The following is a 24562-nucleotide window of genomic DNA, read 5'->3' on the forward strand; positions in this document are numbered from 1 at the left end:
GAGCCGAGGAGCACCTGTGACCTGCACGGACGACGTCACCGAGAGCAAGGTCCTGCTTGCCGAGTACGACCGTCTCAAGGAGGAACAGAAGACCCGCATAGGGTTTCGCGACAACCTGCTCTACTTCACGCTCGCCGCAGCCACCGCGGTCGTGGCGATCACCGCCCAGAGCGGACAGTCCCGGCTGCTGCTCTTCGTTCCGGCGATCTGTCTGATCCTGGGCTGGACCTACCTGGCCAACGACGAGAAGATCTCGGCGATCGGCGACTATGTCCGCGACCGGCTGGGACCCCGCCTGGGGGAGCTCACCTCCGCCGACGGCGCGGTGTTCGGCTGGGAGGTCTACCACCGCAACGTCGCGGGCCACACCGTGCGCAAGCGGCTTCAGAGCGCAGTGGACCTGTTCACATACCTGGTCCTGCCCATGGTCTGCACGACCGCGTTCTGGTGCTCTCCCGTCGTTCAGCCCCTGCTCCTGCTCGCGTCTCTCGGACAGACGCTCGCCCTGGCCGTACTGGGCTTGCAGTTCCTGCGCCGTACGGAGCGGTAGTACCACAGGCCTCGACAGGAACGCGTACGGCACCCCCGGCCGCGGGGCGCGAGTCGAACTCCGCCGTAGAGTCAGCAGGCGAGCAGAAATACTTCTCGCCTTCTCGTGCCGTTCACGACCGTCAGCGTAAGTGGACAGAAGCGCTGAGTTCTCTCCGGCCCGGGGAGGTGCTGTCCGAGCCACGAAAGATCGTTGAATACGGCAAGCTGAGGGACGTCCCGCACCGCCAGATCATAGCCCTCCGTGACTACGTGAACGAAAAAACGCCATTCTCCACGCAACATGGCGTCAAGGACGAGGAATACCCATCCGTACTGGCCGTATTCGGCGGCTGGACCCGGTATAACTTCCCGAAGATGCTCGCTGATTTCCCTCGTAGCCAGTCCCTCAGCGATGAGGATCGCAAGAGGTTAGAGCGGTCACGGAACCTTTTCCACGTCGCTTGCTCGCGCGCTCAAGAGAACCTCGTGATGCTCTTCGCCACCGAGCTCTCCGAGGAAGCCTTGAAGACGCTGGAGGAATGGGTCGGCCCATCGAACACCATTGCGGCCGACTACTCCCCTGATGGCACTCCTCGGATCACCGTCTGAGCGATTCTGGTTCAGCCCTGACTGCGTGCTCAAGGCCGAGTCTGCCGGAGGGCAAGCACGGCGCGGCTCTCCCCCTTTCTAGCGACGTCCACCCCGCTCAGGGGGCATTGTTCCGCGCCCGCCAAGAGGTCAAGTCGTGCGTGGTGAGCTGGTACGCGCTGCGCAGTTGCTCGAACTCGTATTGGAATTCGTCCGCTTGGCCGGGCCTCATCCCGGATCCGGGGTGAGCCTCCCACTGGTGGATCCAGGGCATCAGTTCCTGGATGCCGATCAGGAGGGGGGTGATCCGGTATGCGCTCGGATGAGGCTGCTGGTGGTGCGCGCGGGCCAACTCCAGCAGGACGCGCACGCGGTCTGCCTCGTTCCAGCCGGACCAGCCGAGCAGCAGGCCCTGGCCAGCGACAACAGCGTCGGGATAGGAGATGAAGCGTTCCCGGGGGATGTCGAGGCTGCCTCGGATCGACCAATAGGACGCGTGCTGGAAATCAGCGCTCACGAACTTGGGGGGAACGGGAATCCCCAGTGCTTCGCCTGTCTCGTCCTCGCGACGCTGAAGCTCCCAGACCTGCTCCCACTGGGCACGCTTACGCAGACCCGACTCCTTGTATCGCTTCGCTGACGCGTACGGCACATGCTCTTCGGCCAGCACCGACGTCAGCACTTCACCAAGCGTTGCTTCCCGCCTCCCGAGGTGGTCGGCCGCATAGAGCGTGGCCACGGCAGTCACGTCGGCGTCGTCTCCGAGGTCCCGTGCGAGCTGATCGATCGTCCGGGGGCGAGCGTGCTTGGCATCACCCCGGAGCTCGAACCACAGGCGTTCGTCCTCACAGCGATCGAGCAACCAGGAACGCAGCGCTCGTTCCTCACGCTTCGCCCATGGGTCCGACAGCCAGCGCCGCTTGTACTCCGGACGTTCCACGAGGGCGATCGTATGCCCCGACTCGATGGCATCGACCCTGGCCTGCACAACGTCCCGGTAGGCGGCCGGCCAGTGGTTCGGGACGTCGGTGACCGGCGTGACTCCCTGCTCTTCGAACCAGGACAACCTCTGGAACCAGGACGACGAGGCAGTACCGTCGGCGACCTTGCGTGCCAGCACGATTTCGAAGGCACGCTCGCCCGGCCGGAGCGGCGGCAAGTCGGTGCTGGGGACGGTGGTCAGACGAGTCCGCTCATCAGCGGACAGCAGCCCGTAGGCGGCGTAGACGTCCCAGTCCAGTTCCTCCTGAAGCGCGGTCATCCGGTGACGTGCCCTCTCCTGGACGACTCTCGCCGCGTTCAGTGTGCTTCGACTGGGCGGGTGTTCACCCGCGCACACGTCGCCCGGCTCGTGGGCGTCGAGAACCAGCCCCAGGTCATACAGCTCCCGCGCGTGGTCCGGTGGAGTGCTGCCCGGCAAGGGAAGGCGTGAGAAGGAAGCCGCCGTGAAGAGGTAGGGCCGGGCCCATTCCTGACCAGGCAGGGGGGAATCGAGCCCGTCGGCCCCTGTGGTGGCGTTGGCCTGCTTCAGCCAGAAACAGACTGCCGAGGAGTTGAGAACCCCCAGAATTGCGAAGAGGTCGTTCTCGTCTGTGGCTGAGGGCAGCCGGAGCACAGGGGCGGTCCGGCTGAACGCCTTCCGACCGGGCTCCAGCGCGAAGTGGTTGTGCGTCGCCGCATACGCGAACGTGATCGTCGGCTCGCGATCGTCGCCCAGCAACCAGACCCTCCAGGTCCACCAAGGGCGGGACCGGGATGCATCCCTTGCGCCCGGCGCTGTCCGCAGAACCTGGCGCATCGCCCAGAGATGGCGTCCCCACGCGGTGTCGAGGTCCAGCGCGAGCGGAGAGCCGTGCTCGTCGTAGGGAGCAAGTACCTCGGTCGACGCTCTCACGCGCCAGTCCCGTACCGTCTCGCCCGTGACCATGCCGCGGCCCGCACTGGCCGAGTCCGGGTGCCGGGTGAACCACGCCCGCCCGAGGGTGAAGACATCTCGCTGCCCCGGGTCGGCGACGACTCGGGGCGGACCAGAGAGGAAGTCCGACAACCGTCGCGGGGCCTCCGAGAGCGCATCCATGAGGTCCGCTCCACCGCCTCCCGTCATCGTCCACGGGAAGCGCGAGTAACGCTGCCGCGGCTCGTCCTGGACGCTCACCCACTCCGAGGTGGTGCCGGGCCGGTCGATCTGGTCGACGATCGCCTGCCACACAATTCCCTCGGCCGGATCCTGCGGCATCGCCGGCTCCCCGCGCACGCCGAGCACCGACCTCACCGGGGCGTCACGTGGGCTCGGATCATTCCGCCCGATCAGGATCAGGGTCGGGTTCCGATGGCTCGGTACGAAGACTCCAGACGTGTCGATCACGTGCGTCAACCCGACACGCGGAAGGAACTCCTCGATCAGCTTCTCGCCGAAACCACGCCTCGTGAACGAACTGGGCATCCATTGCCCGACGTAGCCACCGGATTCTCCGCCGGTTCCCCTCACCGCAAGCTGGAACATGCGCTCCACGAAGGGAACCGAGAGCGGGAACGCGCCGACGGCCGTGGCATACGCCTCCCTGTACGCAGCCCTCTTGAACTTGTCACGCACGACCGTGAAGGGGGGCTCACCCAGCACGACATGGTAGGAACCGGCCCCCAGCAGGTCGCATCGCTCGGAGAACTCATCAATATCCTCAGCAGTCCCAACGCCCTCGTCCTCCCAGTCCCCTGGAAGCTTCGCTGGCGACTGCCCCGGGGCGCCTCGCCCTCCCAACAGAGCATCTCCGACAGCCACATTGACCATGTGCTGGGGAACCTCCCCCAGCACGCGCTCACCACTCGCCCGTGTGGCGGCCATCAGCAGCCTGAACCGCGTGATACTCACGGCGAACGGATTCAGGTCACAGCCGTGGACTGATTCCAGGGCCCGGCAAACCAGCTCGCGATCCGCGGTTCCAGGCTCTCGCGCGCGCCAGGCACCGAGAAGGCGTTCGAAGAGCCCGAGCAGAAAGGTTCCCGACCCACAGGCCGGGTCGATACCGCGGAAGCCTCGAGGGCCGAACTCCGCGACAGCCGGATCCACGGTGAGGTCCAGGATGAAAGCCTCGATGTATTCAGGTGTCCGGACCAGGGCGTAGGACCTGGACGCCGTGTCACTGATGTCCTGATAGAGATCTCCGAGGAACCGGGTGTCGAGTTCCGGGTCGGTGAAGTCGAATCGGATCGAGCCGTCCCTGTTGCGCCGGCGCCAGAACGAGACCAGCTCGGCCGCGGCCTGCGGAGAGGGCGACAACTGCCACAGTGGGCTGTGCCGTCTGTCGAAGACGCGGGCCATCGCTCGGTGGGACCGGGCCAGGTGTGTGAACGACTCCAGCAGCCATTCCCGGTCGCCGTTCCCGGGGTGCTCCGCACGATAGGCGTCCTGCCGTTCCTCCGCCTGTGCCAGCCTCCGTCCCGGCCCCGCGATGAACGGCCAGCGGATGAGTCCGTTGTCCTCGCAGAAGCGCACGAACACTGTGCCGAGCACCCATGCCACCGCCGCCTGCGTGATGCGCTCGTCCCGCCAGACACCATACGTGTCGGCCGTGCGCCGAGCCGCCCTCGCCTGCTCGTATGCGTTCCGCAGGCGGCTGCGGTAACGGTCGACATTGTCGCTGCGCTCGCGGAGGTCCGTCCGCAGTGCCAGAACCTGTTTCCGCACGTCTGAGACGAGTGCGGCACGGTCCAGCGAGGACGTCCCCGTCTCGGCTCCGCCAGTCGGAGGCACAGCGGCGACCTCTCCTCCGTACGTCGTCGACGTCCACGATCCACTGTCCTGTCGGATACATCCTGCCAGCTCCCCGGCTGGCTGGCCGCGTCCGTCGCCGGTGACCAGCCGGATAGACACCACCAGGCACATCCCCGACCCCTATCATTCTGTGCGCACCGGCACAGGACCCAGTCGGCAACCGCGGGTACCTGGGTCAGGCCGGGGTAGACCATCGAGGGGATACATGCTGACGCGACTCGAAGTCGATGGCTTCAAGAACCTGTTGGATCTCAGGGTCGAGTTCGGTCCCTTCACCTGTATCGCGGGGGAGAACGGCACGGGAAAATCGAACGTCTTCGACGCGATCCAGTTTCTGAGCCTGCTCGCCGACCGTTCCATGATCGAGGCTGCCCAGGCTGTGCGCGGGACCCATGGCTCGCTGCACGGTGACGCGCGCGACCTGTTCTGGAACGGCTACGCGGAGGGCGAGCACCTGATGACGTTCGCCGCGGAGATGATCATCCCCGGGGAAGTAGAGGACGACTTCGGCCGACTCGCCGAGCCGACGTCCACGTTTCTGCGTTACGAGCTCAGGCTCGGCTACCAACCACCGCGAGGTGGGGAGCGCGGCGGCAGACTGACGCTGCTGTACGAGGATCTCAGCAAGATCAGGCCCCGTGATGCCGCGTCGCAACTGCGGTTTCCGCACAGCGCCAAGGGCTTTCGGAACACCGTGGTCCGCGGCCGCCCGTCAACTGCCCCCTACATCTCCACGTCTCTCGACACAGGCGATGCCGTCGTCCAGATCCACGCCGACGGCCGCAGGGGCCAGCCGCGTCCCGCGCCTGCGAGCCGGGCACCTGGGACCATGCTCTCCACGATCAACCGGAACGACGACCCCACCATTCTGGCGGCCAGACGGGAGATGCAATCCTGGCGACGGCTGGCCCTTGAGCCCTCGGCCCTGCGCACCTCGGACCGCTATCAGGACCCCAGCACAATGCAGCCCGATGGCCTGCACCTGCCACGGAGCCTGGACCGGATCGCGCGGGAGAAGTCCCCGGACGATCCCGCGCGGGTCTACTCGCGGGTCGCGGGACGCCTGTCGGACCTGTCAGGCCTGCACGTACGCACGCTGCACGTCGAGGCCGACGACACACGTGAGCTGCTCACGATCAAGCTCCATGAGATCAACGGCATGGAACTGCCAGCTCGTAGCCTGTCTGAGGGGACCCTGCGCTTCCTGGCCCTCTGCGTGCTGTTGGAGGACCCCAGCGCGCAGGGCCTGCTCTGCATGGAGGAGCCGGAGAACGGTATTCACCCGGCCAATCTCCTCGCCATGGTGAACCTTGTACGGGATCTGGCGGTGGACCCCTCCGAACCGGTAGACGAGGACAACCCCTTCCGGCAGGTCCTGATCAACACGCATTCACCGGGGGTCGTGCAACTCGTCGATCCCGCGGACCTGCTCATCGCTGACACGGCCACCGTTCCCAGGGAGGGAAGCAAGACCGCGCGCGCCTTGCGGCTCCGGCCGCTGGCCGGCACTTGGCGTGCAGGCGGTGTGGAGAAGGGCTACGGCACAGTGGCCGACATCCTTGCGTACCTCACTTCTCCCCCACAGGCCCGGCTGACTCTTGAGGAGAGCGCCTCGTGACCCTTCGCGCCCTCTACCTCTGCGAGGGATCCAGCGACACCGGCCTGCGCTTTCACATTGAGGCGATCGCGGTCGAGACTGGCCGGGAGATCCACGTAACCGTGCCGGACCTGCACCGCCTGCCGAACAAGCCTGGGCACTCGGTCGGGGACAAGCTGCGAGCCGCGCGGCAGCTCAGCCACGACGCAGACGAGTACGACCTGGTAGTGATCCACCGCGACTCCGACGGCAATCCCCAGCAGACACGTCGCGATGAGATCGCCGACGCGGTGGCCTCGGTGAGCCCCGGTTTGGCCCACGTGCCCGTGATCCCCGTGCGCATGCTGGAGGCCTGGCTGATCCTCGACCCTAGGGCGATCCGGGAGGTGGCGGGGAACCCCAACGGCAGAGTTTCACTCAACCTTCCGAAACCGAACCGGGCGGAGTCCGTGGCGGACCCGAAAGCACTGCTCAAGCAAGCCATCGCCACGGCCAGCGAGGAGAAGGGCCGCGGCCTCAAGAAAGTCCAGGCGCGCTTCTCAGAGAACCGCGCGCGGCTCCTCCAGATGCTAGATCGCGAGGGTCCCGTCAAGCAGCTCGCATCATGGCAGTCGTTCACCCACGACCTGAGCGAGGTGCTGAGCAGCCTCTGAGCCTTTCCAACCTCAGGTTGAGGCGTGGTGAAGAACGAGAACGTGGTGGCGGCAGCCGCTCTCGGCGATGCCCGGACCGATTGCGACTGGACCCCGGTTGCCGCCGCACTGTGGTCGGCTCCGTTTCAGCCCATGGCTTGATCACGGCTGACTGATCCCACCCTCGGTCTCGAGTGCGGGCCATCGTCGTGCGCTTACGCCCTCTAGCCAAGCAACAGCGGCAACGACTACTGCTCGGGCGTCCACTCGGGAGAGGCTGCCAGCTGGCCTTCGCCCCAGGCGTCTATGTCTCCACCTAGCCGCTCATCGTACGCGCCCACGTGGCTACCCTCTGGAAACACCCCAGGTACGGACTACCTGGTTGTGTAAGTTCACTGGCACCAGTGACAGCTGCTGTACCCCACGCTGAGCAGCACCGGCACACCCCTGCGGCGCGCCTCCTCGAAGGCCTCATCCGACCAGGGCCACCAGTCGACGGGGTTGTCGGCGTGCTGGAGGAGGTAGGGGGATGTCTCATGGGCCAGTCGGTTCGCCATGGAGTCCATCCTGCCGCAGTACCCCGCCCGTCACGAGGCAGACGTCGCCCGGACGGCGACCTCGGACTTCGCGGTGGCCCGCGCACCGGGTCCCGGCGGCCGGCCGGCACCCCGAGGAGGATCCCCGCCCCGCGAAGCACCGTGACACCTAGGCCGGTCGGTGCCCGTACGCCCCCTCGCGCCCCGGAGCCGCCCGCCGCACACTTGACCGACGAAAGCTGAGACCGCTCGAGGGGGACGCACATGCGGGACAGCCATAGAGCGGAAGCCGAGCGGTTGTTGGCGCGGGCCGTGGAGGAGGAGGTGCGGCGGTCCGGCGGGCGGGCCGACCGGCAGGTGCTGATGACGCGGGCGCGTGGGGCGCTGGACGCGATGGCGCAGACCGCCGCCGAGGAGTACGAGGCCTATGCGCGGGCCCTGGACGCCCGGGAGGCCGGACGGGTCAGCTTCGCGCAGCGGTACGCGCGCGAGGCCGGCGGGCGGACTCCGTTACTGGTGGCGGGTGTTGCCGCCGTGACGACCGCCGTCGCCGATCTCGCGCTCGGCACCGGCCCCGGCACGGCCCTCGGGGCCGGCGTCACCGTCGGCGTGGTCGGGGCCGCGGCCACCGTGGTGAAGGTGGCGGGCTCGCATCTGCCGGCCGCGCATCACCACGCCGGTGAGGCCGGACAGCCCGGCGGCGCCGAGCAGTTGCGGCTGCAGTGGCTGACGGCACTGGAGGTACGGGGGATCCGCCCGTTCCTCGACCAGCAACGGGTGCTGAGCGCGACGACCGGGCCTCGGCCGAAGAAGGCGCCGGGCCCGCAGTTGAAGGGCGCGGACAAGAGCGCGGCGGCGCGCGGGCGGACCGTACTGGACCAGTCGTTCGGCCAACTTCCGGAACCGGCGGGCCCGTTCGCCGGCCGCCGGGCGGAGCTGGCGCAGATCCGGCAGTGGGTGCAGGCGGCCCGGGCGAGCACGCAGACCAGGCCCACGGTCGTCGTGCTGCACGGCCCGCCCGGCAGCGGCCGCAGCACCCTCGCGGTGCGGGCCGCGCACGACCTGCGGGACCAGTTCCGCGGCGCGTGCGTCGTCGATCTGCGCGGCGACAGCGCGGAGGGGGCCCCGCTGCCCACCCGGGACGCCCTGCTGCACCTGCTGAACCGGCTCGGCGCCCCCCGTGAACAGCTCCTCTTCCGTGAGCGCTCCTCCCCCGACCAGCAGGTCAAACGCCTCGCCGACCTCTACTACCAGCATCTCGCCGGGCTGCCGGTCACGGTGATCCTGGACGACGCCGCTGACCCGGAACAGGTGCGCGTGCTCGTCCCGGAACGCTCCGACAGCCTGGTCCTGGTCACCTCCCGGGCCCCGCTGGAACTGCCGACTGAGCTGTCCGCGTGGGTGCACCGGCTCCCGGTCGGCCCCCTGGAGGCGGCGGGCGCGGAGGAACTGCTGACCGCGGCCGCGCAGGACGCGTCGGGCCCGTACGACGCCGAATCCGCCGACCGCATACGGGAGCTGTGCGGCGGCCTGCCCCTGGCGCTGCGCGTCGCCGGCTCCGCGCTGGGCCCGCGCTCTCCCCGCGGACTGGCGACGGCCCTGGAGGCGTACGGCCCCGTTGAGCCCGTCGAGCGCGCGCTGTGGCTGCGCTACACCGACCAGCCCGAGGGCACCCGCCGGCTGCTGCGGCGCCTCGCGCTGGCCGGGCGGGCCTCGCTGGGCGCCGCCGCGGCCGCCGCGCTCCTGGCCACCGACCGCGGGGAGGCGGCCCGCCATCTCGCGGCGCTCGCTGACGCGGGTCTGGTCGACCGGGTCCGTGGCGACCGCTACCGCCTGCACAACCTGGTCCGCGCCTTCGCCCAGGCCCGGCTGCTGGACGAGGAGGATCAGACGGAACTCACGGCGGCCCAGGAACGGCTGATCGTCAGCTACGCCGAACTTGCCGACTCGGTGCTGCGGCTGGTCGACGGCAACATGTCGACCCGCTCGGACCGCTTCACCCCGCACGGCTTCACGTCCCTGGACGAGGCGCTGCGCTGGCTGGACGACGAGTCGAGCTTCATCACCGCGACCCTGCGCCAGGCGGAGGGTGTGCACGAGACGGCCGTACTCAGTCTGCTGGGTGCGCTGTGCGACTACTGCCTGCTGCGCGGTGACCTCTACCGCCTCGGTGAGATCAGCGAGCTGGCCCAGTCGGTCGGTGAGGACCTGCTGGTGCGGTCCGTGCAGTGGCGTACCGGCATCGCGGCCCGCCAGCTGGGCGAGCTGGACAGGGCCCGGACGACGCTGAGCTCGGTGGTCGACCTCTACCTCCGGGCCCATCACGACGCGGGCGCGGCCCGTGCCCTGTGCTCGCTGGGCATCACCCTGCACCACCAGGGCCATCTCACGGAGGCGGCGGCGAAGCTGCGGGAGGCGATGGACCTGCAGTCCGCGCCCGAGCTGGCGACGGACCGCGCCTGGACGATGCACGCGCTGGCGGCGGTGGAGCGGGACCGGGCCCGTCTCGGCGAGGCCCTGGACCTGCTGAACCGTTCCCTCGTGCTGCACCGCGAGGGGGGTTCCGTGCACGGCGAGGCGTGGGCCCACTTCCAGCTCGGCCAGCTCAACCTGCGCCGCGGCGACGTCCCCGCCGCGGAGACCGACCTGCGCCGCGCACTGGAGCTCTACGGCCGTACCCGCGACGCCCGCGGCGAGGCCTGGGCCCTGACCCAGCTGGCCCGCGCCCGCATGATCGCCGGTGATCCGGCCCCGGCGGTGGAGGGACTGCGCGCGGCGGCGGCCCGGCACCGCGGCAACGAGGACGCGCGCGGCGAGGCCTGGAGCGTGTACTACCTGGGTCTCGCCCTGGAGGAGACCGGTGACCTGGACACGTCCGTCCGCGAACTGGAACGGTCCCGCTCCCTCTTCTCCCGCATGCGCGACGTCTACGGCCTGGCCTGCGCCCGCCACCACTCGGCCCGGGTCACCAGGGACCAGCGAGCGGCCCAGACCGGCTCCCTGCGCAACTCCGGGTTCGCCCGGCAGCTCCTCGTCGACGCCCGTGCCGACTTCCAGCGCATCGGTGTCGCTCACGGCGAGGCGTGGACCTGCCTGGAACTGGCGATCGTCGAGGCGGGCAACGCCCGCCCCCAGCAGGCCCTGGCCCTGTGCGACGAGGCGGCGGGCCTGTTCTCCTCCTACGGCGACCGCCGCGGCGAGGACTGGGCCCGCTTCCTGCGCTGCACCCTCCTGCCGTACGCCACGCCGGGCGGGGTGGAGGCCGGCACGGCCGTCGCCCAGGAGGAACTGGCCCGGCTGAGCCGCTCCACCCACCCCCTGCGGGACACCAAGCTCTCCGAGTGCATCGAGGCGTACGCCGTGCTGCTGGAGCGGGGCGTACGCCTGGAGGCGGGCTGGCAGGCCTGGCGCCTGGGCCTGGTACCGGGCCGGCACGAACGGGAGGTGATGGGGGTGGCGGTGGACCAGGGGTAGGGGCGGACGGCAGCCGCGGGCGGGCGGCGGGCGCGGGCAAGCCGCACGGCGTGGGTGGGTGCCGGGCGCGGTGAGGTGCCCGGACGCGGACGGGTGCCGGGTGCGGGCGGGCGGCAGGCGCCGCGGGCGCCGGGGGGATGTGCCGGGCACGCGGTGCGGCAGGCGCGGGTGGGCGCCGGGTGGGGTGTGCCGGGCACGGGGTGGGGGTGTCCCGGAGCATGCCGGGGGACGGGCCCCACCCCTGCCTCGGTGGTCCGCTCAGCCCTTCGCCGGGGAGGCCTTCCCCGTGGTGCCGGAGGCGGGGGACGAGGAGGGGGACTCCTCGCCGTCCGGTGCCTCCTGGAAGTCGACCTTGCCCATGTGCTTGTTCATCGACTTCATCAGGGCCCACACCGCCAGCGCCATCGCCGCGAACACGATGAAGCCGAGGACGCCGGGGGTGACCTTGTTCTCGTCGACCTCCTTGGCGAGGGGGACGAGGTGCGTCATTGCCAGGCTCACGCTTGCGCTCATGTCAGGCATTGTCGCGGATGCCCGCAAAGAGGTCGTCCTCGGGGATGGAGGTATCGACGAGAGCCTTCGCGAGCTCGTACTCCTCGGTCGGCCAGACCTCCTTCTGGACCTCCATCGGCACCCGGAACCACCCGCCGTCGGGGTCGATCTGCGTGGCGTGCGCGATCAGCGCCTTGTCACGGATCTCGAAGAAGTCGGCGCACGGGATGTGCGTGGTGAGCGTGCGCTCCTTCTGACCGAACTCGTCCCAGCGCTTGAGCCACTCCCCGTAGGGGGACTCCAGACCGCGGTCGAGCATGGCCCGGTGCAGCGCCTCGGTGCGGGGGCGGTTGAAGCCCTGGTTGTAGTACAGCTTCTGCGGCCGGTACGCGGGCCCGAACTCGTCCTCGGGGTACTTCTCGGTGTCGTCCGCGCCCTCGAAGGCCACCATCGAGATCTTGTGGGTCATGATGTGGTCGGGGTGCGGGTAACCGCCGTTCTCGTCGTAGGTGGTGATCACCTGGGGACGGAAGGAGCGGATCTGCTTCACCAGCTCGCCGGCCGCCTTGTCGACGTCCTCCAGGGCGAAGCAGCCCTCGGGCAGCGGCGGCAGCGGGTCGCCCTCGGGCAGGCCGGAGTCGACGAAGCCGAGCCACTCCTGCTTGACGCCCAGGATCTCCCGGGCCTCGTCCATCTCCTTCTTGCGTACCTCGTGGATGTGCTCCTCGATGTACTTGTCGCCCTGAAGCTTGGGATTGAGGATGGAGCCGCGCTCCCCGCCCGTGCAGGTCACCACCAGCACGTCCACCCCCTCGGACACGTACTTCGCCATGGTGGCCGCGCCCTTGCTCGACTCGTCGTCGGGGTGCGCGTGCACGGCCATCAGTCGCAGCTGGTCAGTCAAGACTCAATCCTCGGTAAGTCGGCGCCCGTGTGAACCGGCGCGATCGCAGGCTTCTATAGTGACCGAATCGGGGGGCGAAAAATTCCAGGGCCCTGGCCTGCCGAGAGGACGATCATGAGTACGGCGAGCACCCGAGTGCCCGAGGGCCGCTACGGCCGCGCCTCGGACGCGCGTGCCGACCGCACCCTGAAGATCGCCGGCGTCGTGTTCGGCGCGATCCTGCTCGTGGTGGTGGGCTACTTCGCCTATCACTACGTCGGCGAGAACAAGATCAGCGCCGAGGTGATCACCTTCGAGGCGACCTCGGACAAGACGGTGCAGGTCCACCTGGAGGTCCGCAAGGACGCGGGTGCGAGCGGTTACTGCACGGTGCGCTCACAGGCGGCCGACGGCTCCGAGGTGGGCCGGGCGGACTTCCGCTTCTCCGGGTCGGACACCCGGATCGACAAGGTGGTCACGCTCCGTACGACGGCGAAGGGCACGACGGCCGAGCTGCTGGGCTGCCATGCGGACTGACGCCGCCCGGCCGGGAGCCCTGCCCGCCGCCCCGCGGCCCGCTCCACGCTCTGCAATGCGTAGGCGCTGACCTGCACTGACGCAATTCTGGTGGCTTATGTCCTCCCCCTTTGCCCGCTGAATTGTTAGGCTCGTGGTTTCGCCCATCCCCTGGGGAACATGCTTGTGGGTAGGGCGATGCTTTGTATTCCCAGTACCGACGAGGAGCACCTGTGACCCAGACCAGCGAGTCCGTCACCTGGCTTACCCAGGAGGCGTACAACAAGCTCAAGGACGAGCTTGAGTACCTTACTGGTCCTGCGCGCACGGAGATCGCCGCCAAGATCGCGGCCGCGCGCGAGGAGGGCGACCTGCGCGAGAACGGCGGGTACCACGCGGCCAAGGAGGAGCAGGGCAAGCAGGAGCTCCGCGTGCGCCAGCTGACCCAGCTCCTCGAGAACGCCAAGGTCGGCGAGGCGCCGGCCTCCGCGGACGGTGCGGTCGCGCCCGGCATGGTCGTGACGATCGCCTTCGACGGTGACGAGGACGACACCATGACGTTCCTGCTCGCCTCGCGCGAGTACGCGAGCGCCGACATCGAGACCTACTCGCCGCAGTCCCCGCTGGGCACCGGCGTGATCGGCCACAAGGTCGGCGAGGACGCGGAGTACGAGCTGCCGAACGGAAAGAAGGCCTCCGTGCGCATCCTCAAGGCCGAGCCCTACAGCGGCTGACGGGCCCCTTCCCGGCCTCCGCGGCTCCCGGACGTTTCCGGACGAGCCCCCGGCGCCCCGTGACGCCGGGGGCTTCGTCATGCCCGCCCCTCGCCGTGCCCGCCTGTCACGCCGTCGCCGAGCGGTATTTACGGACCGCGAGGGTGCGGAAGATCGCGACGATCACGATCGAGTAGATGATCGAGGCCCAGACGGGGTGGGCCATCGGCCATGCGTCGGACGGGGAGACGCCCGGGTCGCCGAAGAGCTTGCGGCAGGCCTGGACGGTGGCGCTGAACGGGTTCCACTCGGCGATGGGTTGCAGCCAGGACGCCATCTGGGAGGAGTCCACGAACGCGTTGGATATGAAGGTCACCGGGAAGAGCCAGATCAGTCCGCCGGAGGTGGCCGCCTCGGGAGTGCGGACGGTCAGGCCGATCAGGGCGCCGATCCAGGTGAACGCGTAGCCGAGGAGCAGCAGCAGGCCGAAGCCGGCCATGACCCTGCCGAAGTTGGTGGGCTCCGCGAAGCCGGGGCGCCAGCCGACCAGGAGTGCGACGACGGCCAGGACGAGCAGGGTGAGCGCGGTCTGGACGAGGTCGGCCATGGTCCGGCCGGTGAGCACCGCGCCGCGCGCCATCGGCAGGGAGCGGAAGCGGTCTATCAGGCCCTTGTGCATGTCGTCGGCTATGCCCGCGCCCGCACCGGCGGTGGCGAAGGTGACGGTCTGCGCGAAGATGCCGGCCATCAGGAAGTTCTTGTAGACGTCCGGGTCCGTCGAGCCGCCGATGTTCATCGAGCCGCCGAAGACGTACGTGAAGAGGACCACGAACATGATCGGCTGGATCAGCCCGAAAATGACCATTTCAGGAATCCGGCTCATGCGAATCAGGTTCCTGCGGGCCATGACCAGGGAGTCGTTCATGGCGCTCACTGCACCGGCTCCTTCCCCGAGGTGAAACCTGGCCAACACGGGCGAACAGGATTCGGGATCCGCGACATGCGGATCAAGTTGCGTTTTGCAACGCCCAGTGGGTCGCGCACGGACTGGCTCACGGAGTGGCCCGGGGCCGCTGGGCGGAGGGTGTCGGTGACGGCGGTCATGCCGCGGCCTCCTTGCTCTTCTGCATGTCCCGTTCGTCCCGTTCGCCCCGTCGGCCGTTCTCCTCGGCCACGTGTCCCGTCAGGGAGAGGAAGACGTCGTCGAGGGTGGGGCGGCGCAGGCCTATGTCGTCCATCTCGATGCCGCGTGCGTCCAGCTCGCGGATGACCTCGGCGAGGAGCTTCGCGCCGCCGGTGACGGGCACGGTGAGCTTGCGGGTGTGCTCCTCGACGGTGGTCTCGCCCTTGCCGAAGCCGGCGAGCACCTCGCGGGCCGTGGGGATCTGCTCGCGTTCGTGGACCACGACCTCGATGCGCTCGCCGCCGGTGCGGGCCTTGAGCTGGTCGGAGGTGCCGCGGGCGATGACCCTGCCGTGGTCGACGACCGCGATGTCGTGCGCGAGGTGGTCGGCCTCTTCGAGGTACTGGGTGGTGAGCAGCAGGGTCGTACCGCCGGAGACGAGGCGCTTGATCACGTCCCACAGCAACTGGCGGTTGCGCGGGTCGAGGCCGGTCGTCGGCTCGTCCATGAACATCACGGGGGGCGAGACCACGAGCGCGGCGGCCAGGTCGAGGCGGCGGCGCATGCCTCCGGAGTAGGTCTTGGCCGTGCGGTCGGCGGCGTCGGCGAGGTCGAACTGCTCCAGCAGTTCCTCGGCCCGGGCCTTCGCGGCTCTCGCCTTCATCTGGTAGAGCTGCCCGACCATCTGGAGGTTCTCGCGGCCGGTCAGGTATTCGTCGACCGCCGCGAACTGGCCGGACAGGCCGATCGAGCGGCGCACCTCGTTGGGGTGCTTGAGCACGTCGAAGCCTGCGACCCGCGCCCGGCCGCGGTCGGGGCGCAGGAGGGTGGTCAGGCAGCGGACCGCGGTGGTCTTGCCCGCGCCGTTCGGCCCGAGCAGGCCGAGCACGGTGCCCTCCGGGACGTCCAGGTCGACGCCGTCCAGAGCCTTTACGTCACCGAAGGTCTTCACCAGGCCTTCGGCATAGATGGCGCCTGGCATAAAAGTTCTCCACGTCTTCGGGGATCCTTCGAAAAGCCTAGGTATGCGCTGTTCGTGCCGCCCCACGGGCGACCACGCTTCCACCGTAACGCGATGTATCGCGACTCACAACGGAGTTCGCTCCTTCGAGTGAGCGAATGGGCTGTGACCTGCTGGTTCACAGGTCTTCCGACGGCGCTGCGTCTCAGCCGACGATCGTGTACCCCGCGTCACGCAGGGCCTGACCGACCTCGGCGCAGTGCGCCGGCCCCTTCGTCTCCAGATGCAGCTCGACCTCCGCCTCGGTCAGTCCGAGACGCGGGTCGGTCCGCACATGGCTCACGTCCAAGACGTTAGCGTCGACCACTGACAACACCCCCAGCAGCGTGGCGAGCGCACCCGGCCGGTCCGTCAGCCGCACGCTGACCGCCAGGTAGCGGCCCTGCGCCGCCATGCCGTGCCGCAGCACGCGCTGCATCAGCACCGGGTCGACGTTGCCGCCGGACAGCACCGCGACGACCGGGCCCTCGAACACGCCGGGCTCGCTCAGCAGCGCGGCGACCGGACTCGCCCCGGCCGGTTCGACGACCAGCTTGGCCCGCTCCAGGCACAGCAGCAGCGCCGCGGACAGTTCGCCCTCCGTCACCGTGCGCACCTCGTCCACCAGCTCGCCGACGATCCCGAACGGCACGTCACCGGGCCGGCCGACCTTGATCCCGTCGGCCATCGTGGCGGGGGACGGGATCGACACCGGCCGCCCGGCGGCCAGCGAGGGCGGATACGCCGCGGCCCCCTCGGCCTGCACGCCGATGATCCGCACATCCGGCCGCAGCGCCTTCACCGCGACGGCGATGCCCGCCGCGAGACCTCCGCCGCCGATCCCGACGACGATCGTGCGCACGTCCGGGCACTGCTCCAGGATCTCCAGGCCCACCGTGCCCTGCCCCGCGATCACGTCGGCGTGGTCGAAGGGGTGGATGAACACCGCGCCCGTCCCGGCCGCGTACTCCTGCGCGGCGGCCAGCGTCTCGTCGACCACCTGGCCGTGCAGGCGCACCTCCGCGCCGTACTCCCGGGTGGCGCTGATCTTCGGCAGGGGGGCGCCCTTCGGCATGAACACCGTGGAACGCACGCCCAGCAGCGACGACGCCAGTGCCACGCCCTGCGCGTGATTGCCCGCGCTCGCCGCGACCACCCCGGCGGCCCGCTCCTCCGGCAGCAGCCCGGAGATCCGGACGTACGCGCCGCGCAGCTTGAACGAGCCGGTCCGCTGGAGGTTCTCGCACTTGAGGTGCACCGGCGCGCCCACGAGCTGGGACAGATGCCTGCTCCCCTCCATCGCGGTCATGCGCGCGACACCCGAGAGCATCTTCTGGGCGCCGCGCACGTCGTCGAGGGTGACGGGCCGCAAGGAGTCAGCCGTGGCATAGCTCATGACATCAGCATCGCAGTTCACAGGCGGGAACGGCCGCTGTGACCAACCTCCGAGACTGGTTTCGCCAGCGCCGGTACGGCCCGGCTTCCAGCCGCGTACTCTGTCCCCCATTCCAGCCAGACCCCCTTCATGAAGTGAGCCCCCGGCCATGCCCACAACACCTGAAATGTCGATGGACATGACGACCGTCGGTGACACCGGTCTTCTCGACACGCTGCAGCACGAGGTCGCGGTCTTCGCACGCCGAGCCGAACAGACCCGGCTCGGCGGCGTCGGGCAGGTGCGCAACTCCATGGACCGTGCCGCGTACCTGCTGCTCAACCGCCTCGACAAGGAAGGCCCGATGGGCGTGAAGGCGCTCGCCGCGAGCATGGGGATCGATTCGTCGACCGTCACCCGGCAGGTGGCTCCGCTCGTCGACACCGGCCTGGTCAAGCGGACCTCGCACCCCGAGGACGGGCGGGCCGTCGTACTGCAGCTGTCCCCGCGCGGGCAGTCGCGGCTGGAGGAGGTGCGTTCCTCCAGGCGTCAGCTGATGGCCGAGCTGACCGAGGACTGGTCCCCGGAGGAGCGGGAGGCGTTCTGCACGCTCCTGACCCGCTTCAACATCGGGCTGTCGGCCCGGATGGCCGCCCAGGGCGTCCCGGGCACGGAGCCGTCACCGGCTGCTTCCTGAACCGTCGGGGCACCCGCGCGTGCGTGGCTCTTGACCGAAAGCCCACCCCTGGCCTCAGATGAGACCGGGTCCCCTTCGTCGTACGTGGTGCCGCACCGGTGTTCCACCGGGACCCGTCCAGGGGGCGCCGTCAGGCGGGAGGCTCGGGGTGCGAGAGAGGCGTTCGGTCCAGGAAGCCCGCCGGGCCAGGGAGTTCGAGGCGTTCGTGGCCGGGGCGGGCGGACGGCTGCTGCAGACCGCCACCCTGCTCACGGCGGAGGCTCCCGAGGACAACCCCCGCGCGCGGCGCCTGCTGACCCGCGCCCTCGCGCACACGTACGCGTGCTGGGACCGGCTGCGCGGGGAGGACCCGTACAACCACGCCCGTGAGTGTCTGGCCGTCCGCTTCGCCCGCGGGACGTGGCACCGTTACGGCGGTCTGCCGTTCGGGCGGGCCCGTCCCGCCGGCCCGCTGGCCGCGCTCTCCCCGCAGCACCGGCTCGTCCTGGTCCTCAGGCTCTACGAGGGCGTCGCCGAGGAGCAGGTCGCGGCGCTGCTCGGGCTGCCCGGCGAACGGATCCACCTGATCTGCGACCGGGCGACCACGGCCCTGCTGCATCCGCCGCGCGGACCGGCTCCCGCGCGCGTGGGCGCGAAGGCGGCGGCGTCGTGAACCGGCCCGAACGGGAGGCCGCCGTACGGCAGATGATGGAGCGGACCACACCACGTCTGCCGGTGGACCTGCACGCGGACGTCGTACGCCGGGGCAGCCGTATCCTGCGGCGCCGGACGGTCGCCCGGCGGCTGCTGTGGCTGCTGCTGTTCGCCGCGACGGTGGCGTTCGTCGTCTGGGCGTCCATGGCACGGCCCTGGGTGGAGCCGCCGTCGGACACGACTCCACCGCTCACCGGTTGGTGACCGCCCCGCCCACCGGCCGGGGAACCCCCGTGGGGGCCTAGCCCAGCGCCTGCTGCAGGTCCTCCAGCAGGTCGTCGACGTTCTCGATGCCCACGGAGAGACGGACCAGGTCGGCCGGCACCTCCAGGGCCGAGCCCGCCGCGGAGGCGTGCGTCATACGGCCGGGGTGCTCGATGAGCGACTCGACGCCGCCCAGGGACTCGCCGAGCGTGAACACCCTGGCGCGGTTGCAGACCTCCACGGCCGCCTCCTCGCCGCCGGCGACCTGGAAGGAGATCATGCCGCCGAACGCCCGCATCTGCTTGGCCGCGACCTCGTGACCGGGGTGCTCGGGCAGGCCCGGGTAGAGCACGTTCGTCACGCGCGCGTGGCGGGTCAGCATGTCGGCCACCTTCACGGCGTTCTCGCTGTGCCGGTCCATGCGCACCGACAGCGTCTTGGTGCCGCGCAGCACCAGCCAGGAGTCGAAGGGCCCGGCGACCGCGCCCATCGCGTTCTGGTGGTACGCCAGTTCCTCGCCCAGCTCCGGGTCGCCGACGATCAGCGCGCCGCCGACGACGTCGGAGTGGCCGCCCATGTACTTGGTGAGGGAGTGCACCACGATGTCCGCGCCGAGCGACAGCGGCTGCTGCAGGTACGGCGTGGCGAAGGTGTTGTCGACGACGAGCCTGGCGCCCGCGTCCCGGGCGATCTGGGCGACGGCGGCGATGTCGGTGATGCCGAGCAGCGGGTTGGAGGGGGTCTCCACCCACACGGCCTTGGTCTTCGGGGTGATCGCGGCCCGTACGGCTGCGGGGTCGCTGGTGTCGGCGACCGACCACTCCACGCCCCAGCGGGCGACGACCTTCGCGAAGAGACGGAACGTGCCGCCGTACGCGTCGTTGGGGATGACCACGTGGTCGCCGGGGCTGAGCAGCGTACGCAACAGGCAGTCCTCGGCCGCCAGTCCCGAAGCGAACGCGAGGCCCCGGCGGCCGCCCTCGAGGGCTGCGAGGTTCTCCTCCAGGGCGGTGCGGGTCGGGTTGGCGCTGCGGCTGTACTCGTAGCCGCCGCGCAGACCGCCGACGCCGTCCTGCTTGTAGGTCGAGACCTGGTAGATCGGCGGGACGACCGCGCCGGTCAGGGGATCGGCGGTGTTGCCCGCGTGGATCGCCAGGGTCTCGAAGTGCTGACTGATGTGCCTGTCGCTCATGGGCACCGAGCGTAGTGCGCTCGCGGGGCTGCTGCCGGACGGCCGCCGGGCCGAGGCCGCTCTCGCCGGGCCTGGGGGCGAGGAGCCCGTGAGGGGCGTCGGGTCGGGAGGGACGTTTTTCCACAGGCTCGGGGGGCGGGGTTGGCCAATTGTCGGCGGCGTCTGGTTCGCTTGAGACATGGAAATTCTCTGGGTCCTGATGGCGCTGGTCATGCTCAGCTTCGTGGTGCTGCCGTTCCTGCGGCGCAGGCGCGGCATGATCGAGCAGGTCCCGGCGGGCCACCCGGACGCGGCGGACCCGGCGAACTACGGCTTCGTGCGCACGGAGGAGCTGGACATCCGCATGCCCGGCCCCGACCAGGACCTGCTGGACGTCCTGGACGTGGTGCAGCGCACCCAGGACTACCGGGCGGCCCAGCAGCTCCTGGCCGGTACGGAGACCGAGGGCGAGCTGCGCTGGCAGCGCGTGCAGGCCTTCGCGGGCGCGGCCGCGCTGGAGCTGCAGCAGCGGCCGGGCGGCGTCAGCGAGGCGCCGGGCGGGCAGTGGCTGCGGGTGTGGCGGGCGGAGGCGCCCAAGGACGCCGGCGGGGCGGCGGTGCACGCAGAGTTCCTGGTCCAGCAGGCCTGGCGGACGTCCACGCGGGGCACGGACGACTTCCGGATCATCATGGAGGAGGCGAGGGACGCCTGTGGCCAGGCTGCGCTGCTCTCCCCCGGTGACCCGGTGCCGTACATCATCGAGCTGTCGGTGGCGCGCGGCCTGAACTACTCGCAGGCGGAGTTCGAGCAGCTCTGGCTGAGGATCCTCGACCGCGCCCCGGCGCACATGGGGGCGCATCTCGCGGCCCTGCACTACTGGTGCGAGAAGTGGCACGGCTCGCGCGAGCTGGCCACCTCGTTCGCGGAGGCGGCCGCGGCCCGCGCCCCCCAGGGCTCGCTGCTCGCCGCGATGCCGCTGTTCGCGGTCTTCGAGCACCTGCCCGAGGTGAACCTGGTCAGCGGCTTCTACCAGAGCGAGGTCGTGACGAAGGCGATCCACGGCGCCCTCTTCGCCGTGCACGCGGCCCGCCCCGACGACCCGATGCTGGCGCACGTCCGCCACCTGCTGGTCTTCTTCCTGGTACGGGGGGAGCGCTGGGCCGAGGCCATGAACCAGCTGATACACGTCGACGGCCACGTCGGCGCCCTCCCCTGGACGCTGTCCCAGGACCCGGCCGGCGAGTTCGCGGTGTACCGGGCGCTGGCGGTGGCGGGCTACGAGGCGAACGGCGGCAGCCCGGCGACACTGCCCCACTGACGCCGGCCCGGCGGACGCGGGGACACCGCCGACCCCGGCGAACGCGGGGACGTCACAGACTCCGACGGAGGCGGCCGACGCGGGCGGCTACGCGGGGGCCGCCACCGTGAGCGGGCGGCCCGGTCGGGACGTCGCCACGACCGGGCCGGGCCGGCTCGCGGTCAGCCCTCCGAGCGGGCGGGCAGCCGCCATCCCGGGCGCGGGAAGTGGCAGGTGTAGCCGTCCGGGTAACGCTGCAGGTAGTCCTGGTGCTCGGGCTCGGCCTCCCAGAAGGGGCCGACCGGCTCCACCTCGGTGACGACCTTGCCGGGCCACAGTCCGGAGGCGTCCACGTCCGCGATCGTGTCCTCGGCGATCCGCTTCTGCTCGTCGTCCACGTAGTAGATCGCCGAGCGGTAGCTGAGGCCGATGTCGTTGCCCTGGCGGTTCTTGGTGCTCGGGTCGTGGATCTGGAAGAAGAACTCCAGGATCGTGCGGAAGTCGGTCTTCGCGGGGTCGAAGAGGATCTCGATGGCCTCCGCGTGCGTCCCGTGGTTGCGGTACGTCGCGTTCGGTACGTCACCCCCGGTGTATCCCACCCGGGTCGCCGTCACGCCCGGGAGTCGGCGGATCAGCTCCTCCATCCCCCAGAAGCATCCGCCGGCCAGCACGGCCCTCTGCGTCTGCGCAGCCATCACGGCCCTCCAATATCTGTCTGCTCGGTCACTCGGGCCAGTCGGTCCGCCCACGACCGGCGTCCCCTGCCCGCTGTCCTCAACGCGCGAGGGTCCCCACCGATTCCGCGCCCGTCCGGCCCGCCCGCGGCCGGCGCTCCCCGTCGCGGCGATGGCGGTCGAAAATCAGTGGCCGACCGCACCGGCCGACTCCACGCTGTACCCCATGGAAGAACCGCAACGCAGGATCCGTGCGGCCCACTCGGAATCCACGATCACCGTCTACCAGGCGTACTCCCCGCAGATCGGCCTGCCCGCCGTCCGCGACGGCCGGTTCCCGGCCGCGTGGAAGCGGGACAGGATGACGTGGATCAAGCCTTCGTTCCTGTGGATGATGTACCGCTGCGGCTGGGGCGCCAAGGAGGGGCAGGAGACCGTTCTCGCGGTCGAGATCACCCGGGACGGCTTCGATTGGGCGCTGCGCCACGCCTGTCTGTCGAGCTACGCCCACGGGGTGTACCCCGATCGCGCAGCCTGGCAGCGTCAGTTGAAGCGCGCGCCCGCCCGTGTGCAGTGGGATCCGGAGCGGGACCTGCACCTGCGGCCCCTGCCGTACCGGTCCCTGCAACTCGGCCTCTCCGGTGAGGCCGCGCGACGCTACGCGGACGAGTGGACGGTCTCCATCCGTGACGTGACCCCGCTCGCCCACGAGATCCACGCCCTGGTGAGCGGTGGGGACCTGGAGTCCGCCGCCCGGCTGCTGCCTCAGGAACGTCCGTACCCCGCGGGGGACGGGCTGCTCGTCCCGATCGGCGGGGTGGAGGCCGAGGGCTGAGCAGCGCGGCTGCGGCCGGACGGGGCGGGGCGTTGTCAGCCCCGCAGGTGTCAGCCCCACAGGTGGGTCAGCCCCACAGGTGTCAGCCCCACGCTCCACGGGGCGGGGCGTTCTCAGTAGGTGTTGCGGCGGCGCATGCCGAAGGGGCGGCCGTCGGGGTCGACGAGCAGGCGGTGCAGGGGGGTGCAGAGGGTCCGGACCGCGGGAGCGAGGCTCGGCGGGCGGTAGGTGCGCAGGCGCCCCGGTGGCCTCGGGCCGCGGCGACCGTGGTCGTGCCAGGAGTCGAGGGCGGCGGCGCTCGCCGCGAAGGCGTCGAAGGCGCTCCGGGGGTCGCAGAGCGGGTCGGGCGCGTCCGGGGTCCGGGGTGCCTCGATGTCCAGGTGCTCGCGCGAGAGCTCCAGGCGCAGGTTCCTGGCGTAGCCGCGCGCGCCGTCCCCGAGACCGCCGGGGTCGCGTGGCTCGCGCGGGTCGGTCCGCTCGTCCAGGACGGCACAGCTCAGTTCGGAGTCGTGGGTCCAGGAGCGGAGGTTGACGTTGTCGGACCCGACCGAGGCCCAGACGTCGTCGATCACACACGCCTTGGCGTGCACGTACACCGGTGTCCCGGCGTGGTTCTCCAGCCCGTACACCGCGACGCGCCCGCCTCCGGCTCGGCGCAGCGCGTCCATGGCCGTGATCCGGCCGATCAGGTTCATCGGCAGGGTGAGCCGGCCGTCCTGTTCGGGGACGGAGGGGATGACCGCGATCAGGCGCAGGCCGGGGTGGGCGCTCAGTGCCTCGGCGAAGGAGCGCACCACCTGCGGGGACCACAGGTACTGGTCCTCCAGGTAGATCAGTGCCCGGGCCCGCCGCAGCGCCTTGCGGTAGCCGCGCGCGATGCTGCGCTCTCCGTCGGGGGCGAAGTCGTAGCCCTGGAGCAGGCGGTTGGGGTAGGTCCGCAGGACCTGGACGGTGTGGGTGCCGCAGGGCGAGGGGTCGGGTGCCTGGGGCGGCAGCGGGTCGGCCTCCGTGTCCTCGCGGTGGGCGAGCTCCCGCAGGCGGACGACCGGGCTGCGGCTGAGCGGCGCCGGGTCCTCCCAGCGCTCGCGGAAGCCGGCCTCGATGTCGCCGACGGCCGGTCCGCGTATCGCGAGCTGGATGTCGTGCCACGGGGGGTGCGGGCCGTACGCGGCGGCGATGGGCAGCGACTGCGGGTCGCCGTGGTGCGTCGCGTCGTCGCGGCGGTTGTGGCACAGGTCGATACCGCCGACGAACGCGACGTCGAGGTCGGGACGACCGGAATACCGGCACAGGACGAGCTTCTGGTGGTGCGAGCCGCCGGGGCGCACCCGCATGTCGAGCAGGCACTCGCCGCCCGCCGCTTCGATCTCCTCGCCGAGATGCCGGTTCTCGCTCTCGCTGAACTGGAAGCGGTCCAGGTGGGAGCGCCAGACCAGCCCCTTGACGATCACGCCGCGCTCGGCCGCCTGGCACAGGACGGTGCCGATCTCGCTGCCGGGGCCGTCGAGGCGCTCGTCGGGGTCGCCCCGCCAGTCGGTGAACAGCAGCAGGTCTCCGGCGCGCTGCGCGCGGATCGCGCGGAGGAGTTCCGGGAAGTACGTCGCGCCGTGGACGAGGGGCCGTACCAGGTTCCCGTACGACCAAGCCGCTCGATCCGCCCGGCGGCTGTCCAGACGGGTCGCGCCGTTGCCGCGTTCGCCCGAGGTCAGCAGCCAGTCGGTGAGTTCCACGATCCAGAACCTCCAGATGACACACCTGT

General features: G+C 70.2%; 21 protein-coding genes and 1 pseudogene. 12 read left to right on the forward strand and 10 right to left on the reverse strand.

Annotated features, from left to right (window positions below; genetic code table 11):
• The first annotated feature begins 16 nt into the window (after positions 1-16).
• Complete coding sequence (locus tag ACFY2L_RS15900; RefSeq protein WP_390822610.1) at positions 17-550, forward strand: hypothetical protein; 534 nt, start codon at positions 17-19, stop codon at positions 548-550.
• 167 nt (positions 551-717) lie between these two features.
• Positions 718-1140 (forward strand): hypothetical protein, encoded by a 423-nt coding sequence (locus tag ACFY2L_RS15905; protein ID WP_390822611.1) that lies wholly within the window; start codon positions 718-720, stop codon positions 1138-1140.
• Between the two features lie 97 nt (positions 1141-1237).
• Here ACFY2L_RS15905 and pglX read toward each other — a convergent pair whose 3' ends face one another.
• Positions 1238-4804 (reverse strand): BREX-2 system adenine-specific DNA-methyltransferase PglX, encoded by a 3567-nt coding sequence (pglX, locus tag ACFY2L_RS15910; protein WP_390822612.1) that lies wholly within the window; start codon positions 4802-4804, stop codon positions 1238-1240.
• Between the two features lie 292 nt (positions 4805-5096).
• Between pglX and ACFY2L_RS15915 the strand changes: the two genes are divergently transcribed.
• Both ACFY2L_RS15915 and ACFY2L_RS15920 read left to right on the forward strand, forming a co-directional pair.
• Positions 5097-6509, forward strand: a complete 1413-nt coding sequence (locus tag ACFY2L_RS15915; RefSeq protein WP_390822613.1) for an AAA family ATPase — start codon at positions 5097-5099, stop codon at positions 6507-6509.
• Positions 6506-7141 carry a DUF4276 family protein gene (locus ACFY2L_RS15920; RefSeq protein ID WP_018847249.1) on the forward strand — a complete coding sequence of 212 codons (636 nt, stop codon included), beginning with the start codon at positions 6506-6508 and terminating at the stop codon, positions 7139-7141. Before ACFY2L_RS15915 ends, ACFY2L_RS15920 begins: the two co-directional genes overlap by 4 nt.
• A gap of 377 nt (positions 7142-7518) precedes the next feature.
• Here the strand turns inward: ACFY2L_RS15920 and ACFY2L_RS15925 are convergent.
• Positions 7519-7677, reverse strand: a pseudogene (locus tag ACFY2L_RS15925) (DUF255 domain-containing protein); the annotation flags it as partial.
• A gap of 243 nt (positions 7678-7920) precedes the next feature.
• Between ACFY2L_RS15925 and ACFY2L_RS15930 the strand changes: the two are divergent.
• Complete coding sequence (locus ACFY2L_RS15930; protein ID WP_390822614.1) at positions 7921-11130, forward strand: tetratricopeptide repeat protein; 3210 nt, start codon at positions 7921-7923, stop codon at positions 11128-11130.
• 258 nt (positions 11131-11388) lie between these two features.
• Here ACFY2L_RS15930 and ACFY2L_RS15935 read toward each other — a convergent pair whose 3' ends face one another.
• Positions 11389-11652: a hypothetical protein gene (locus tag ACFY2L_RS15935; protein WP_390658388.1), complete on the reverse strand. Its 264-nt coding sequence runs from the start codon at positions 11650-11652 to the stop codon at positions 11389-11391.
• Entirely contained in the window at positions 11645-12505 is an 861-nt protein-coding gene (mca, locus tag ACFY2L_RS15940) for a mycothiol conjugate amidase Mca (protein ID WP_390658507.1), read from the reverse strand. The genes ACFY2L_RS15935 and mca overlap by 8 nt, the downstream gene beginning before the upstream one ends.
• A gap of 135 nt (positions 12506-12640) precedes the next feature.
• On the opposite strand from mca, the gene ACFY2L_RS15945 reads away from it, so the two are divergent.
• Positions 12641-13042, forward strand: coding sequence for a DUF4307 domain-containing protein (locus ACFY2L_RS15945; RefSeq protein ID WP_390658387.1), 402 nt, complete (start codon positions 12641-12643; stop codon positions 13040-13042).
• A gap of 212 nt (positions 13043-13254) precedes the next feature.
• The gene (greA, locus tag ACFY2L_RS15950; RefSeq protein ID WP_390658386.1) at positions 13255-13755 is read left to right on the forward strand and encodes a transcription elongation factor GreA; all 501 of its coding nucleotides are present in this window, start codon (positions 13255-13257) and stop codon (positions 13753-13755) included.
• Positions 13756-13861: 106 nt separating this feature from the next.
• Here the strand turns inward: greA and ACFY2L_RS15955 are convergent, their stop codons facing one another.
• The 3 genes from ACFY2L_RS15955 to ilvA form a co-directional block, all read right to left on the reverse strand.
• Entirely contained in the window at positions 13862-14659 is a 798-nt protein-coding gene (locus tag ACFY2L_RS15955) for an ABC transporter permease (protein ID WP_390658506.1), read from the reverse strand.
• Between the two features lie 175 nt (positions 14660-14834).
• Entirely contained in the window at positions 14835-15839 is a 1005-nt protein-coding gene (locus tag ACFY2L_RS15960; RefSeq protein ID WP_390822615.1) for an ATP-binding cassette domain-containing protein, read from the reverse strand.
• A gap of 184 nt (positions 15840-16023) precedes the next feature.
• Complete coding sequence (gene ilvA / locus ACFY2L_RS15965; RefSeq protein WP_390822616.1) at positions 16024-17253, reverse strand: threonine ammonia-lyase; 1230 nt, start codon at positions 17251-17253, stop codon at positions 16024-16026.
• A 166-nt stretch (positions 17254-17419) separates the two neighbouring features.
• Here ilvA and ACFY2L_RS15970 point away from each other — a divergent pair, with 166 nt between their 5' ends.
• The 3 genes from ACFY2L_RS15970 (at position 17420) to ACFY2L_RS15980 (ending at position 18826) form a co-directional block, all read left to right on the forward strand.
• On the forward strand, positions 17420-17929 hold the full coding sequence (locus ACFY2L_RS15970) for a MarR family winged helix-turn-helix transcriptional regulator (RefSeq protein WP_390658383.1): 510 nt from the start codon (positions 17420-17422) through the stop codon (positions 17927-17929).
• 148 nt (positions 17930-18077) lie between these two features.
• Positions 18078-18581, forward strand: a complete 504-nt coding sequence (locus tag ACFY2L_RS15975; protein WP_390822617.1) for a sigma factor-like helix-turn-helix DNA-binding protein — start codon at positions 18078-18080, stop codon at positions 18579-18581.
• Positions 18578-18826, forward strand: a complete 249-nt coding sequence (locus ACFY2L_RS15980; RefSeq protein ID WP_390658381.1) for a hypothetical protein — start codon at positions 18578-18580, stop codon at positions 18824-18826. The genes ACFY2L_RS15975 and ACFY2L_RS15980 overlap by 4 nt, the downstream gene beginning before the upstream one ends.
• 37 nt (positions 18827-18863) lie before the next feature.
• Here the strand turns inward: ACFY2L_RS15980 and ACFY2L_RS15985 are convergent, their stop codons facing one another.
• Positions 18864-20018, reverse strand: a complete 1155-nt coding sequence (locus tag ACFY2L_RS15985; RefSeq protein ID WP_390658380.1) for a cystathionine gamma-synthase — start codon at positions 20016-20018, stop codon at positions 18864-18866.
• Between the two features lie 178 nt (positions 20019-20196).
• On the opposite strand from ACFY2L_RS15985, the gene ACFY2L_RS15990 reads away from it, so the two are divergent.
• Positions 20197-21315, forward strand: coding sequence for a hypothetical protein (locus tag ACFY2L_RS15990; RefSeq protein WP_390658379.1), 1119 nt, complete (start codon positions 20197-20199; stop codon positions 21313-21315).
• Positions 21316-21476: 161 nt separating this feature from the next.
• Here ACFY2L_RS15990 and msrA read toward each other — a convergent pair whose 3' ends face one another.
• Positions 21477-21989, reverse strand: coding sequence for a peptide-methionine (S)-S-oxide reductase MsrA (msrA, locus tag ACFY2L_RS15995; RefSeq protein ID WP_390658378.1), 513 nt, complete (start codon positions 21987-21989; stop codon positions 21477-21479).
• 205 nt (positions 21990-22194) lie between these two features.
• Here msrA and ACFY2L_RS16000 point away from each other — a divergent pair, with 205 nt between their 5' ends.
• Positions 22195-22803, forward strand: coding sequence for a DUF4291 domain-containing protein (locus ACFY2L_RS16000; protein WP_390658377.1), 609 nt, complete (start codon positions 22195-22197; stop codon positions 22801-22803).
• A 113-nt stretch (positions 22804-22916) separates the two neighbouring features.
• Here the strand turns inward: ACFY2L_RS16000 and ACFY2L_RS16005 are convergent, their stop codons facing one another.
• Entirely contained in the window at positions 22917-24533 is a 1617-nt protein-coding gene (locus ACFY2L_RS16005) for a phospholipase D family protein (protein ID WP_390822618.1), read from the reverse strand.
• Between the last annotated feature and the right edge of the window lie 29 nt (positions 24534-24562).

This window comes from Streptomyces sp. NPDC001381 (assembly GCF_042895685.1).
Taxonomy (GTDB): domain Bacteria; phylum Actinomycetota; class Actinomycetes; order Streptomycetales; family Streptomycetaceae; genus Streptomyces.